The sequence below is a fragment of the Kitasatospora cathayae genome (assembly GCF_027627435.1).
GTDB classification, from domain to species: domain Bacteria; phylum Actinomycetota; class Actinomycetes; order Streptomycetales; family Streptomycetaceae; genus Kitasatospora; species Kitasatospora cathayae.
This window is the reverse complement of the sequence record NZ_CP115450.1, coordinates 3,765,657-3,778,341: the sequence shown is the minus strand read 5'-3', so window position 1 is coordinate 3,778,341 and position 12,685 is coordinate 3,765,657. Positions and strand designations below refer to the sequence as shown.

15 protein-coding genes and 1 tRNA gene are annotated in these 12,685 nt (G+C 72.3%); 13 read left to right on the top strand and 3 right to left on the bottom strand.

The genetic code is table 11. The features are described from left to right. Nucleotides 1-200: 200 nt before the first annotated feature. The 3 genes from O1G21_RS41410 (at nt 201) to O1G21_RS16585 (ending at nt 2,102) form a co-directional block, all read left to right on the top strand. Nucleotides 201-494 (top strand): hypothetical protein, encoded by a 294-nt coding sequence (locus O1G21_RS41410; RefSeq protein ID WP_333493469.1) that lies wholly within the window; start codon nt 201-203, stop codon nt 492-494. Beyond that, on the top strand, nt 466-972 hold the full coding sequence (locus tag O1G21_RS41405) for a transposase (protein WP_333493557.1): 507 nt from the start codon (nt 466-468) through the stop codon (nt 970-972). Before O1G21_RS41410 ends, O1G21_RS41405 begins: the two co-directional genes overlap by 29 nt. A gap of 176 nt (nt 973-1,148) precedes the next feature. After that, nucleotides 1,149-2,102: a LuxR C-terminal-related transcriptional regulator gene (locus O1G21_RS16585; protein ID WP_270144614.1), complete on the top strand. Its 954-nt coding sequence runs from the start codon at nt 1,149-1,151 to the stop codon at nt 2,100-2,102. Between the two features lie 42 nt (nt 2,103-2,144). Here O1G21_RS16585 and O1G21_RS16580 read toward each other — a convergent pair whose 3' ends face one another. Continuing rightward, on the bottom strand, nt 2,145-2,642 hold the full coding sequence (locus O1G21_RS16580; protein ID WP_270144612.1) for a MarR family winged helix-turn-helix transcriptional regulator: 498 nt from the start codon (nt 2,640-2,642) through the stop codon (nt 2,145-2,147). A gap of 110 nt (nt 2,643-2,752) precedes the next feature. Here O1G21_RS16580 and O1G21_RS16575 point away from each other — a divergent pair, with 110 nt between their 5' ends. Then, a complete protein-coding gene (locus O1G21_RS16575; protein ID WP_270144610.1) occupies nt 2,753-3,544 on the top strand; it encodes a methyltransferase domain-containing protein in 792 nt (263 codons plus the stop codon). A 43-nt stretch (nt 3,545-3,587) separates the two neighbouring features. Here the strand turns inward: O1G21_RS16575 and O1G21_RS16570 are convergent, their stop codons facing one another. Further along, a complete protein-coding gene (locus tag O1G21_RS16570; RefSeq protein ID WP_270151038.1) occupies nt 3,588-4,190 on the bottom strand; it encodes a TetR/AcrR family transcriptional regulator in 603 nt (200 codons plus the stop codon). A gap of 245 nt (nt 4,191-4,435) precedes the next feature. Continuing rightward, on the bottom strand, nt 4,436-5,416 hold the full coding sequence (locus O1G21_RS16565; RefSeq protein ID WP_270144609.1) for an acyl-CoA desaturase: 981 nt from the start codon (nt 5,414-5,416) through the stop codon (nt 4,436-4,438). A gap of 556 nt (nt 5,417-5,972) precedes the next feature. On the opposite strand from O1G21_RS16565, the gene O1G21_RS41400 reads away from it, so the two are divergent. The 9 genes from O1G21_RS41400 to O1G21_RS16520 all read left to right on the top strand — a co-directional run bounded on the left by O1G21_RS41400 (nt 5,973) and on the right by O1G21_RS16520 (nt 12,649). Then, nucleotides 5,973-6,296, top strand: a complete 324-nt coding sequence (locus O1G21_RS41400) for a hypothetical protein (protein WP_333493468.1) — start codon at nt 5,973-5,975, stop codon at nt 6,294-6,296. Between the two features lie 7 nt (nt 6,297-6,303). Then, nucleotides 6,304-6,376, top strand: a tRNA-Gln gene (locus tag O1G21_RS16555). 142 nt (nt 6,377-6,518) lie between these two features. Next, nucleotides 6,519-7,973: a bifunctional UDP-N-acetylglucosamine diphosphorylase/glucosamine-1-phosphate N-acetyltransferase GlmU gene (glmU, locus tag O1G21_RS16550; protein WP_270144607.1), complete on the top strand. Its 1,455-nt coding sequence runs from the start codon at nt 6,519-6,521 to the stop codon at nt 7,971-7,973. Nucleotides 7,974-8,173: 200 nt separating this feature from the next. Next, nucleotides 8,174-9,151 (top strand): ribose-phosphate diphosphokinase, encoded by a 978-nt coding sequence (locus tag O1G21_RS16545; RefSeq protein ID WP_270144605.1) that lies wholly within the window; start codon nt 8,174-8,176, stop codon nt 9,149-9,151. 323 nt (nt 9,152-9,474) lie between these two features. Continuing rightward, a complete protein-coding gene (locus O1G21_RS16540; protein ID WP_270144603.1) occupies nt 9,475-10,065 on the top strand; it encodes a 50S ribosomal protein L25/general stress protein Ctc in 591 nt (196 codons plus the stop codon). Nucleotides 10,066-10,211: 146 nt separating this feature from the next. Next, nucleotides 10,212-10,790, top strand: a complete 579-nt coding sequence (pth, locus tag O1G21_RS16535) for an aminoacyl-tRNA hydrolase (RefSeq protein ID WP_270144602.1) — start codon at nt 10,212-10,214, stop codon at nt 10,788-10,790. 139 nt (nt 10,791-10,929) lie between these two features. Further along, a complete protein-coding gene (locus O1G21_RS16530; protein ID WP_270144601.1) occupies nt 10,930-11,253 on the top strand; it encodes a hypothetical protein in 324 nt (107 codons plus the stop codon). 93 nt (nt 11,254-11,346) lie between these two features. Further along, nucleotides 11,347-11,868, top strand: coding sequence for a SigE family RNA polymerase sigma factor (locus O1G21_RS16525; RefSeq protein ID WP_270144600.1), 522 nt, complete (start codon nt 11,347-11,349; stop codon nt 11,866-11,868). Then, nucleotides 11,858-12,649, top strand: coding sequence for a hypothetical protein (locus O1G21_RS16520; protein ID WP_270144598.1), 792 nt, complete (start codon nt 11,858-11,860; stop codon nt 12,647-12,649). The genes O1G21_RS16525 and O1G21_RS16520 overlap by 11 nt, the downstream gene beginning before the upstream one ends. Nucleotides 12,650-12,685: the final 36 nt, after the last annotated feature.

The following is a 12,685-nucleotide window of genomic DNA, read 5'->3' as shown; positions in this document are numbered from 1 at the left end:
GGCCCGCACGGGCCGGTCAGTTGGACGGCTCCCGAGGGCGTTGAGGGCGCTCCCGGGAGCCGTCCAACCGGACGAGGCCCGGCCGCTCACGTTACTCCTGACGAAACCTAACCCGATTCTGCCGAGGAGATCCGGGTTCTTCGGTGTGCTTTGACCTCCCGGTTTGGCCTGTAGCTCTACGTGAACTAATCTCACGCTCCGTGAAGATCGTTGTGCGGGTGAAGCTGGAGCCATCGGCCTGCCAGGCCGACGCGCTGGCCGCCACTCTGCGTGGGTGCAACCGGGCGGCGAATCACGTCTCCCGCGTGGCGTTCGAGTCGGGTGAGAAGCGGCGCAGCGGTCTCCAGCCGTTGGTGTACCGGCAGGTCAAGGACGAGTTCGACCTGTCCGCGCAGCCTACGGTGCGGGTGGTGAAGAAGGTCTGCGACGCCTACGCGACGTTGAAGGCGAACATCAGGGCCGGGAATCTCCAAATCCCTTGTCACGACCGCTGAACGCACCTCGCGCGGGATCGCCCTGGAAGACCTGACGGGCATCCGCGAGAGGGGCAAGGCCAAGCACGACCAGCGGTACCGCCTCCACTCCTGGGCGTTCGCCCAGCTCGGGGCGTTCGTTGCCTACAAGGCCGAACGTGCGGGCGTTCCCGTGGTCCACGTGGACCCGAGGAACACCTCCCGCCAGTGCTCCTCCTGCCGGCACACCCACGGACCAACCGAGTGGATCAAGCGAGGTTCGCGTGCCGTGCCTGCGGCACCACGATGCACGCGGATGATGGGGGCGCCTCCCGGCCGAAGGCTGGGGGAGGCTCCCGCAACATCCGCCACCGCGCGGGCGATGCGTGGCAGCGGGGCAAAGTCAACTGCCCCACCAGCGCTCCGTAGAGCGCTGGTCAGACGCGGTGACCGCTGGCGGGGCGACTCGTCAGGCACACGGTCAACCGCAAGCCCGGGAACTTCAGTACCGGGTAGTTGACCGAACCGCCACGGGCGCGTTTCCCGGCCCGTACGCTGAATGCGGTACCGGTGGGGGCCGGCGCCCTTTCGGCCTCACCGGCCACCGGTGGGCGGGCGGAGCGGACGGTCCGGAACGCGGACGCCGGACCGGACCCCGCTCCCGGGCTCGGGTGCTCTGAGCAGGGGGTAGTGACGATGGGGCGGATCCGGGTCCTGGTGGTCGACGACCACCGGATCTTCGCCGAGGCGCTGGCCGCGGCCCTCGCCGCCGAGCCCGACGTGGAGGTGGGCGCGGCCGGCAGTGCGGCCGCCGCCGAGCGGGCGCTGGAGCGTGCCGCCGCCGAGGGACGGGCCTACGACGTGGCGCTGATCGACGCCGATCTGGGGGCCGGAGCCGGGGCCGCCGGGGCGGCCGACCGGGCCGGATCCGGCGGCGAACCGGCCGAGGAGGCCCGGCGCCGCCCGCCCCCGACGGTACCGCCGGGGGCCGTCCCGCCGGGGGCCGTCCCGCCGCCGCGCCGGTCGACCGCCGTGCCCCCGGCCCCGGCGGCCGTCCTCCGGCCGGCGGACCAGGCGCGGTCCGACCAGCTCCGCGCCGAGCAGGCCCGCGCCGACCAGCTGAGGCCCGCCGCCCCGCCGCCGGACGGCATCGGCCTGATCGGCCGGCTCCGCCGGGCCCACCCGGGGCTGCGCGCGGTGGTACTGGCCACCGCCGACGACCCGCGCCGCGCCGCCCGGGCGCTGCACGCGGGCGCCACCGGCTGGGTGGCGAAGGAGAGTTCGCTGGCCCGGCTGCTCGCGGTCGTCCGGGGCGTGCTGCGGGACGAGACCCACCTGCCACCCGCGCTGCTCACCGGGGTGATCCGCGAGCTCACCACCGCCCGGCGGGACCGCACCGAGAGCGAGCGGCTGGTGGACACCCTGACGCCGCGGGAGAAGCAGATCCTGCGCTGCATGGTCGCGGGGCTGGGCCGGCAGGCGGTCGCGGAGCGGCTGTACCTGTCGCCGCACACCGTCCGCACCCACATGCAGAACGTGCTGGGGAAGCTGGGGGTGCACTCCACGCTGGCCGCCGTCGCGGTGGCCCGTCGGGCCGGGGTCGGTCCCGCGGAGCCGGCCGCGCCGCCGTCGATCGCCTCCGCCCCGTAGCCGGAATCCGAACGAGCTCGGGCAGCCGGAATCCGAACGGACTCAGCCCGGGATGTTGTCGAACGGTGCGACCAGCAGCCGCAGCAGGGCGGCGAGTTCGCCCTGCTGGTCGGAGCTGAGCTGGGCCAGCAGTTCGCGTTCGTGGGTCAGCAGGCCGGCCAGCGCCTGGTCGGCGCGGTCGCGGCCGTCGTCGGTGAGCCGGACGAGCACGCCGCGGCGGTCGTCCGGGTCGGGCAGGCGCTTGACCAGGCCCTTGCCGGTGAGGCGGTCGATCCGGTTGGTCATGGTGCCGGAGGTGACCAGGGTCTGGGTGAGCAGCTGGCCGGGGGAGAGCTGGTACGGGGAGCCGGCCCGCCGCAGGGCGGTCAGGACGTCGAACTCCCAGGGCTCCAGGCCGTGCTCGGCGAAGGCCGTGCGGCGGGCGCGGTCGAGGTGGCGGGCGAGCCGGCTGACCCGGCTGAGCACCTCCAGCGGCTCCACGTCGAGGTCGGGGCGCTCCCGGCGCCACGCTGCGACCAGCCTGTCGACCTCGTCCTCCATGACGATCAGTGTATCGGTGGATGTGTCGATGTGAAGTCTCTTGACATCGAGAAATATGCCAGCGAGGCTACCGGAGATATCTTGATATCGAGATACCTGCGAGGTGAACGATGACCAGCCCCGTCTGGGACCCGGCGCAGTACCTGCGCTTCGCCGACGAACGCACCCGCCCGCTGCGCGACCTGCTCGCCCGCGTCCCCGCCCTGCCGAACGAGCCCGCCGCGACGATCCTCGACATCGGCTGCGGGCCCGGCAACTCCACCGCCGTCCTGCGCGAACGCTGGCCGCAGGCCCGGATCACCGGAGTCGACAACTCCGCCCCGATGCTGGAGACCGCCCGCACCCGGGGCGAGCCCACCGCCGACTACCTGCTCGCCGACGCCCGCGACTACGACCCGGCCCCGGCCGGACCCGACCTGATCGCCTCGAACGCGACCCTCCAGTGGGTGGACGGGCACCTCGCGGTGCTGGCGCGCTGGGCGGACGCCCTCGAACCCGGCGGGGTCGTGGCCTTCCAGGTGCCCGGCAACTTCGAGGCCCCCAGCCACACCCTGCTCGCCGAACTGCGCCGCAGCCCCCGCTGGCGCGACGCCCTCGGCACCGACGCCGTCCGCAACGGCGTCCACCGGCCGGAGCGGTACCTGGACGCCCTCGCCGGGGCCGGCTGCGCCGTCGACGTCTGGGAGACCACCTACAGCACCCTGCTGCCCGGGCCGGACCCGGTGCTGGAGTGGGTCAAGGGCACCGCGCTGCGCCCGGTCCTCGGCCCGCTCACCGACCTGGCCGACCGGGCCGCCTTCCTCGCGGAGTACGGACGGCTGCTGCGCGAGGCCTACCCGGCCGGGCCGTACGGGACGGTCTTCCCGTTCCGGCGGATCTTCGCGGTCGGGGTCAAGCGGTAGGCCGAGGTCGCGTAGTAAGGGGGAGCGGCCACCGGAGCCGGGGTCAGGCCCTGCGGTCGCCGACCAGCTTCGGGTGCCGCTCCAGGCCCTCCAGCCCGTGCCAGGCCAGGTTCACCAGGTGCGCCGCGACCGTCGCCTTGTCCGGCTTGCGGACCTCCAGCCACCACTGGCCGGTCAGCGCGACCATCCCGACCAGCATCTGCGAGTACATCGGGGCCAGCCGGGCGTCGAAGCCCCGGGACTTGAACTCCAGGCCCAGGATGTCCTCCACCTGGGTCGCGATGTCGCTGATCAGCGAGGCGAAGGTGCCGGTCGACTGGGCCACCGGCGAGTCCCGGACCAGGATCCGGAAGCCGTCCGTCGAGGTGTCGATGTAGTCCATCAGCGCGAACGCCGCCTGCTCCAGCAGCTCCCGGGAGTGCCCGCCGGTGAGCGCCCCGGTCACCATGTCGAGCAGCAGCTGCATCTCGCGGTCCACCACCACCGCGTAGAGCCCCTCCTTGCCCCCGAAGTGCTCGTAGACCACCGGCTTGGAGACGCCGGCGCGCTCGGCGATCTCCTCCACCGAGGTGCCGTCGTAGCCGCGCTCCGCGAAGACCGTCCGGCCGATCTCCAGCAGCTGCTCCCGGCGCTGCTTGCCGGTCATCCGGACCCGGCCGCTTCGGCGGCGCGGGGCGGGCGCGGCCGCGGTGCCCTCCGCGGCGCGGTCCGCGCCCCGTTCACCGTCGTCCTTGGAGGCACCGGCGGTGGAGCCGGTGGTGGAGCCCGCAGCGGCGGCCCGCGGACGGGCCGGCGCCGTTCCGGGCGCCGCGTCCGTCCGCGTGCTGTGGTGACCGCCTGTGCTGTCTGCGCTGCTCCCGTTCACCCCTACATCATGCTGGAAGCGCCGCCTCATGCTGCGCGGCGGGCGGCGATCCGCTGCGCGTCCGGCCAGCGGACCTCCCGGACCCAGCCGGCCAGCTCGAACCAGCGGATCAGCCGGGCCGAGGAGTCGATCTGCCCGCGCAGCACCCCGTGCCGGGCCGAGGTGGGGTCGGCGTGGTGCAGGTTGTGCCAGGACTCCCCGCAGGAGAGCACCGCGAGCCACCAGACGTTGCCGGAGCGGTCCCGGGAGCGGAACGGGCGCCGGCCGACCGCGTGGCAGATCGAGTTGATCGACCAGGTGACGTGGTGCAGCAGGGCCACCCGGACCAGCGAGCCCCAGAAGAAGGCGGACAGCGCGCCCTCCCACTCCAGGCTGACCAGGCCGCCGACCAGCGCGGGCAGCAGCAGCGAGATGGTGGTCCAGAGCCAGAACAGCCGGGAGATCCGCCGCATGGCCGGGTCGCGGACCAGGTCCGGCGCGTACTTGAGCTGCGGGGTCTGCTCCTCGTCGAACATCCAGCCCATGTGCGCCCACCACAGGCCCTTGATCAGCGCCGGGACGCTCTCGCCGTAGCGCCAAGGCGAGTGCGGGTCGCCGTCCTTGTCGCTGAACCGGTGGTGCTTGCGGTGGTCGGCCACCCAGCGCACCAGCGGGCCCTCGACCGCCAGGCTGCCGACGATCGCCAGGACCAGCCGCATCGGGCGGGAGGCCTTGAAGGCGCCGTGGGTGAAGTAGCGGTGGTAGCCGACGGTGATGCCGTGACAGGTGAGGAAGTACATGGCGACGGTGACCGCGAGGTCCGTCCAGCCGAGCCCCCACCCCCAGGCCACCGGTACGGCGGCGACCAGGGCGGCGAACGGCACGAGGATGAACAGGGCGAGCGCGATCCGCTCGGCGAGACCCTGCTTCTCCCCGCCGCGGGTCGCGGACAGCCGGGTGGCGGCGTCGGCGGAGGGATCCGGGAGCGCGGCGGCCCCCGCGCGCTCCTCGCCGGCCTGGATGGTCATGGAGCATCCCTTCGCGACGTCCCGGGAACGGGACAGGCGGAGCCTACGTTTGCGTAACCTACGGCATCGTAGGTTGCGCTCCGTGTCCAGCGGAACAGACCGCAGCGCGGCACCCGAGTGAATTCACCCGACTGGATGGATGAACTCTGAATCCGCCCCGAGACGGGACGAGTCGCTCGCACACTCATCGCGTGCGAGCCAAGACTGAGCAGCGCGAAGCCGCCCGCCGCCTCCGGCGAGAGGGGCGCACCTACGACGAGATCCAGGTCGAGACCGGCGTGTAGAAGAGCTCGATATCCCTGTGGTGCCGGGACCTGCCGAGGCCGATCACGCCACGGCAGCAGTCGCGGAAGGCGGCCGAAACCCGCTGGGGGCCGGTCCGCAGGCAGCGGGACGAGGAGCGCCGGGCGACCAAGGCGGCGGCCCGTGCCGAGATCGGCGACCTCAGTGATCGGGAGCTCTTCCGGTCGGGGTCGCGCTCTACTGGGCGGAAGGGTGCAAGGACAAGCCGTACGACCGGCGCGAGAAGGCCACCTTCATCAACAGTGACCCGCAGGTGGTCCAGGTCTACCTCGCCTGGCTGAAGCTACTGGGTGTCGGGCAGGACCGTTGGCGGCTGCGGGTGTCGATCCATGAGTCGGCGGATGTGTGCGAGGCGGAACGGTACTGGGTCCTGATCGCGGGGGTTCCGGTGGACTTCCTGCGGCGCGCGACACTCAAGCGGCACAATCCGAGGACGACGCGGAAGAACATCGGGATCGGCTACCACGGCTGCCTCACGATCAGCGTCTTGAGGAGTGCGGACCTGTATCGCCGAATCGAGGGTTGGTGGATGGGCATAGCTGATACCCAGGGCGGGGCTGACTCGGGTAGGGTCTGACCAGCTATCCGCCGTGGGGTAATTGGCAGCCCGCAGGCCTTTGGAGCCTTGCAGTGATGGTTCGAGTCCATCCGGCGGAGCCGTGTACGTGTCCGGTGGCCAGATCTGGCCAGCGGGCGGTTTTTCTTCCGCAGCTATCCTCATAAGCGCCAGGGCATGCGTGCGGGCCTCTGCCCGGGCCTGCTCTGCCCTCTCTGTGAACCTACTGAGGAGCCTCCCCGCATGGGTGCCAATTCGCTTGCCGCCGTTGTCGTGCTCGCCGCCGGTGGCGGGACCCGGATGAAGTCGAACAAGCTGCCCAAGGTGCTGCACGAGGTGTGCGGGCGCTCGCTGGTGGGTCACGCGGTGTCGGCGGCCGGGGAACTGACGCCCGGGCAGCTGGTCGTGGTCGTCGGACACCAGCGCGAGCAGGTCGAGGAGCACCTGGCGGCGCACTACCCGGGCGTGCGCCCGGTGGTGCAGGAGGAGCAGAACGGCACCGGCCACGCGGTGCGCACCGCGCTGGAGGCGCTGGCCGCCGACGGCGTGACGCTGGACGGCACCGTGATCGTCACCGCCGGGGACTCCCCGCTGCTGACCGGGGACACCCTGCGCCGGCTGGCGAAGTCGCACGAGGCGCAGCAGAACGGCGTCACCGTGCTGACCGCCGTCGTCCCGGAGCCCTTCGGCTACGGCCGGATCCTGCGCGACGAGGACGGCACGGTCGCCGCGATCGTCGAGGAGCGGGACGCCACCGACACCCAGCGCGCGATCGCCGAGATCAACTCGGGCGTCTTCGCCTTCGACGCCAAGCTGCTCACCGAGGCGCTGGCCGAGCTCACCACGGACAACTCGCAGGGCGAGGAGTACCTGACCGACACCCTGGAGATCCTGCGCAAGGCCGGGCACCGGGTCGGCGCCGTGGTCGCCGAGGACCACCGGGACATCCTGGGCATCAACGACCGGGTCCAGCTGGCGCAGGCCCGCCGGCTGCTGAACGACCGCCTGCTGGAGCGGGCGATGCGGGCCGGCGTCACCGTGGTGGACCCGGCGACCGCCTGGTTCGACGTCCAGGTGACGTACGAGCCGGACGCGGTCGTGCTGCCGAACACCCAGCTGCAGGGCGCCACCCACCTGGGCGAGGGCTGCGAGGTGGGCCCGAACTCGACCCTGACCGACACCCTGGTCGGCGCCGGCGCCCGTGTGAGCAACACCACGGCCGTCAGCGCCGAGATCGGTGAGCTGGCCGCCGCCGGCCCGTACGCCTACCTGCGGCCGGGCGCGAAGCTGGCCCGCAAGGCGAAGGTCGGCACCTACGTCGAGATCAAGAACTCCGAGCTGGGCGAGGGCGCCAAGGTGCCGCACCTCTCCTACATCGGCGACGCCACGATCGGCGAGGGCACCAACGTCGGCGCGGCCTCGGTCACCGTGAACTACGACGGGGTCAACAAGCACCGCACGGTCATCGGCGCGCACTGCCGTACCGGTTCGGACAACATGTTCATCGCCCCGGTCACCGTCGGTGACGGCGCTTACACCGGCGCGGGCTCGGTGATCACCACCGACGTTCCGCCCGGCGCACTCGGCGTGAACCGCGCGCAGCAGCGCAACATCGAGGGCTGGGTGGCGCGCAAGCGCCCGGGGACGACGTCCGCGCAGGCGGCGAAGGCCGCGACGGACGGCGCCGCGGAGGCCTGACGGCCAGGGCGGGGGCCGGTCGGGCGGTCCCGGGGCGGACGGTTTCCGTGCGGGCGCGTAACCTTGGGGACATACGTGCGCCACTGGGGCTACCGCCCGTGTCCAGGCGTACCGACAATTCCCTGATCCCCGTGGGTGCCGGCTGCGCCTGCCCTCCTCGGGAGAGGGGTTCAGCGTCCGCAACGCGAGGAGACGGTGCAGTGAGCGGGATCACGACGTCGGGTGAGAAGAAGCTGAAGCTCTTTTCCGGCCGTGCCCACCCCGAACTGGCGAAGGAGGTTGCCGAGGCGCTGGGGACCGAGCTGGTCCCGACCAAGGCCCTGGACTTCGCCAACGGCGAGATCTACGTCCGCTTCCTGGAGTCGGCGCGCGGCGCGGACTGCTTCGTGATGCAGAGCCACACGGCTCCCATCAACCAGTGGATCATGGAACAGCTGATCATGATCGATGCTCTGAAGCGGGCCTCCGCCCGGAGCATCACCGCGATCCTGCCGTTCTACGGCTACGCCCGCCAGGACAAGAAGCACCTGGGCCGCGAGCCGATCTCGGCCCGCCTGGTCGCCGACCTGCTCCGCCAGGCCGGTGCCGACCGTCTGATGGCCGTGGACCTGCACACCGCGCAGATCCAGGGCTTCTTCGACGGCCCGGTGGACCACCTGTTCGCGCTGCCGCTGCTGGCCGACTACATCGGCGAGAAGGTGGACCGCTCGAAGCTGACCGTCGTCTCGCCGGACGCCGGCCGGGTCAAGGTCGCCGACCAGTGGTGCGACCGGCTGGACGCCCCGCTGGCGATCATCCACAAGCGCCGCGACATGACCCAGGCCAACACCATCCTGTCGGCCGAGGTCGTCGGTGACGTCCAGGACCGGGTCTGCGTCCTGGTCGACGACATGATCGACACCGCCGGCACGATCTGCGCCGCGGCCGACGCGCTGTTCGAGAACGGCGCGGCGGACGTCCTGGTCGCCGCCACCCACGGCGTGCTCTCCGGCCCGGCCGCGGACCGGCTGAAGAACTCGCGGGTGAGCGAGTTCGTGTTCACCAACACGCTGCCCACCCCGGCGCAGCTCCAGCTCGACAAGATCACCACGCTGTCCATCGCCCCGTCGATCGCGGCCGCGATCCGCGAGGTGTTCGAGGAGGGCTCGGTCACCAGCCTCTTCGAGGGCGTGCACTGATCCTCGAGGGCGTGCACTGACGAAGCCCCGCGCAGGCGGCCCCGGACCACCGACGGTCCGGGGCCGCCTCCGGTTTCCCGGGAGGGGGGCCGATTTCGCGGGAGCGGGTCGGTGCGGTTAGACTCGTGAAACTGCTCGGCGAGGGATGCCGTGTGCCTGCTCGACGGGCACCGACACCGTGATCGACGCGCTGCCGGTAGCGGATTCCGTCCGCCGGCAGAGGCCGTTGCCGCCGAGTGACCCCCGAACGTACTGAGGGTGTGGTCCCGGCGGTTTTTCGCGTTGCCTGCACCCCCGCGCCAGTCTTCCCGAGGAGTGCAGTCGTGTCCGAGATCCGCCTTGCCGCCGAGACCCGTACCGAGTTCGGCAAGGGTGCCGCCCGTCGCGCCCGCCGCGCCGGCTTCGTCCCCGGTGTCGTCTACGGCCACGGCCACGCCCCGGTTCACCTGAACCTGCCCGGCCACGACCTGATGATGGCCCTCAAGACCCCGAACGCCCTGCTGGTCGTTCCGATCGACGGCAAGGACGAGTACGTCCTGCCGAAGGCCGTCCAGCGCGAGGCCATCAAGCGCACCATCGAGCACGTCGACCTGCTGCTGGTCAAGCGTGGCGAGAAGGTCACCGTCGAGGTTCCGGTCCACACCGAGGGCGAGCTGGCCGCCGGTGGCAACCTGCTGGAGCACGTCCTGCAGGCCCTGCCGGTCGAGGCCGAGGCCACCCACCTGCCCGAGGCCGTCACCGTCTCCATCGAGGGCCTGGAGGCCGGCGCCTCCGTCCACGCCAAGGACATCGTCCTGCCGGCCAACGTCTCGCTGGCCGTCGACGCCGACGCCGTCGTGCTGCAGGTCATCGCCGCCCAGGCCGCCCCGGTCGAGGAGGAGGCCGAGGAGGCCGCCGAGGGCGCCGAGGCCTGAGCCCCGTAGCGCAGCACTGCTGTTGACCGCTGCCCCGGTCGCTCCCCTGGAGCGGCCGGGGCAGCGGTGCGTCCGGGATGATGACGTCGAGCGCGGAGTCGAGCGCGAAGGAGAGAGGCCATGAGCGAGCGGAGCGAGCGAATCGCATGAGTGAGGAGTACGACGGGCCCTGGCTGGTGGTCGGGCTGGGCAACCCCGGGGAGCAGTACGCCAGGAACCGGCACAACATCGGCTTCATGGTGGTGGACCTGCTGGCGCAGCGGATGGGCGCCAAGTTCAAGGCGCACAAGAGCCGGGCGCAGGTGGCCGAGGGGCGGCTGGCGGGCAAGCGGGTGGTGCTGGCCAAGCCGATGTCCTTCATGAACCTCTCCGGCGGGCCGGTGACGGCGCTGCGGGACTTCTACAAGGTGCCGGCCTCGGCGCTGATCGCCGTCCACGACGAGCTGGACATCGACTACGCGGCGCTGCGGCTGAAGCTGGGCGGCGGGGACAACGGCCACAACGGGCTGAAGTCGATCACCAAGTCGCTCGGCCCGGACTACCACCGGGTGCGCTGCGGGATCGGCCGTCCGCCCGGCCGGATGGAGGTCGCGGACTTCGTGCTGAAGGACTTCTCCTCGGCCGAGCGCAAGGAGCTGGAGTGGTTCGTGGACCGCTCGGCGGACGCGGTGGAGGCGCTGCTGTCCGAGGGGCTGGAGCGGGCCCAGGGCACCTACAACTCCTGAGGGTCCGTCATGTGCACCGTGTGCCGGGTACGCAACGGTCGTACAACGCTTGGCCGCCCAAACCTGAATCCGTGTGAGAAGCCTGTGCGGGATCGGATACCGTCGCCCTGGTACGCGAACGGGTCCTGGGGAGTTCTCGATGCGGAGATTGCGTCCGGTCCGCCGACTTCGGCGGCTCCGGGTGGTCCGGCTGAAGCAGCTCGGACGACGGGTCGGCGCCGCCGGTGCGCTGGGGGCGGCCGGGGTGCTGCTGTCCAGCGGTGCGGTGGCGCACGCCGATCCGGTGGCCGAGCCGGATCCGGTGGTCTCGCCGGAGCCCGCGGCGGCGCAGTTCGGTCCGGTGCTGGGCGATTCGGTCGGCCCGGACGCCGGGCTGCTGGCGGTCGGCGGCGGCCTGGTGGTCGCGGCCGGCGGCGCGGCGCTGTGGCTGAAGCGCCGGCGCGCGGGCGAGCCCGCGGAGTAGGAACGTGACGTGCGGGGCCGGTGTCCACGGGAGTGGACACCGGCCCTTCGCCGTCTTGTCATCCGTTTCCGGGGAGTGGCGCGTCATGAGGGTATGAAGCGCGAATCGATGCGCCCGGGGGGTTCCGGATCCGACCCGTTCGACGAGTTCGTCGCGGCGCGGTACCAGGCCCTCCTGCGGGGGGCGTACCTGATCACCGGGGATGTTCACGACGCCCGGGACCTGCTGCACGAGGCTCTGGCACGGGTGTACCCGAAGCGGTCGGCGATCCGGGAGCCCGGGGCGGCCGAGGGGTACGTCCGCAGGGCGATGGTCCGCACCCACGTCTCGCGGTGGCGCCGGACCAGACGCGAGGTGCTGACGGCCGCCCTGCCGGACCGGCCGGCGGTCCAGGAGGCCGAGCGGGACGGGCAGTTGGCGGCGGCGCTGGCCGGGCTGCCGCGGCGGCAGCGGGCGGCGGTGGTGCTGCGCTACTACCTGGACCTGTCCGTCGCCCAGGTGGCGGTGGAGCTGGGGTGCTCGGTGACCACGGCGAAGACCCACCTGGCGCGGGGGATCAAGGCGCTTCGACAGGAACTGCAACCGGCGAGGGAGTTGGTGGGGCGTGAGCGCTGAGGACGAGTTCGAGGAGGAGCTGTCCGTCCGGCTCGGGGTGCGTGCGGCGGGGATCGGCGGCAGCCCGCCGCTGGCCGAGCTGCGCGAGGCGGGGCGCCGGCGGGCCCGGCGGCAGCGGGTGCTGCGGGCTGTCACGGCGGTGGCGGTGCTGGCCGTCGGCGCGGGGGTGCTGACGCAGCTGGGCGGCGGGGGGAGCGCGGGTACGGCCGCCGGGCCGGCAGGGACCCGGGTCGTGACGCCGACCGTGACCCCGATCGTGAAGCCGACGGTGACCCCGACCAGGACGTCGCGGGGAGCCGAGACCGACGAGCGGGTGAAGTTCGTCCGGAACTGCCAGAGCGGGCCGTCCTCGGCACCGGCGTCGGACCAACCGGGGAGGGCGGACCTGGTGGCGGCGGGCCAGGCGGTCGAGCGGATGGCGCGGCAGGAGTACGGGGACCACTACTTCGCGACCTGCCTGGACCCGGCCGCGGCCACGCTGGTCGTGATGCGCAGCCCGGGTCCGACGGGCCTGGACGCCGCCGCGTCGCGGGCCGTGGCGCAGTGGCCCGCGGTGAAGCTGCGGTTCGTCGCCGCGCCCTCGTACCCCGAGCAGCTGAGGCTCGCCAAGGAGATCCGCGCGGAGGCCGGGGACTGGGCGGCGACGAAGGGCGTGCTCATCGCGTGGGTGGAGATCGCCCTGGACGGCAAGGGGGTGATCGTCCACACCCCGCAGCCGGAGACCGCCGGGGCGGCGGAGATCGTCCGGCAGTACGGGAACCTGGTCTCGGTCAGCCTCTGACGGAACGGCGTGGGGCCGGTGCTCGTGGAGAGCACC

Excerpts from the sequence above, each read along its gene's own strand:
- O1G21_RS16585 (WP_270144614.1), top strand. The coding sequence starts at position 1,149 with ATGGGGCGGATCCGGGTCCTGGTGGTCGACGACCACCGGATCTTCGCC.
- O1G21_RS16580 (WP_270144612.1), bottom strand. The coding sequence starts at position 2,642 with ATGGAGGACGAGGTCGACAGGCTGGTCGCAGCGTGGCGCCGGGAGCGC.
- O1G21_RS16575 (WP_270144610.1), top strand. The coding sequence starts at position 2,753 with ATGACCAGCCCCGTCTGGGACCCGGCGCAGTACCTGCGCTTCGCCGAC.
- O1G21_RS16570 (WP_270151038.1), bottom strand. The coding sequence starts at position 4,190 with ATGACCGGCAAGCAGCGCCGGGAGCAGCTGCTGGAGATCGGCCGGACG.
- O1G21_RS16565 (WP_270144609.1), bottom strand. The coding sequence starts at position 5,416 with ATGACCATCCAGGCCGGCGAGGAGCGCGCGGGGGCCGCCGCGCTCCCG.
- glmU (WP_270144607.1), top strand. The coding sequence starts at position 6,519 with ATGGGTGCCAATTCGCTTGCCGCCGTTGTCGTGCTCGCCGCCGGTGGC.
- pth (WP_270144602.1), top strand. The coding sequence starts at position 10,212 with ATGAGTGAGGAGTACGACGGGCCCTGGCTGGTGGTCGGGCTGGGCAAC.
- O1G21_RS16530 (WP_270144601.1), top strand. The coding sequence starts at position 10,930 with ATGCGGAGATTGCGTCCGGTCCGCCGACTTCGGCGGCTCCGGGTGGTC.
- O1G21_RS16525 (WP_270144600.1), top strand. The coding sequence starts at position 11,347 with ATGAAGCGCGAATCGATGCGCCCGGGGGGTTCCGGATCCGACCCGTTC.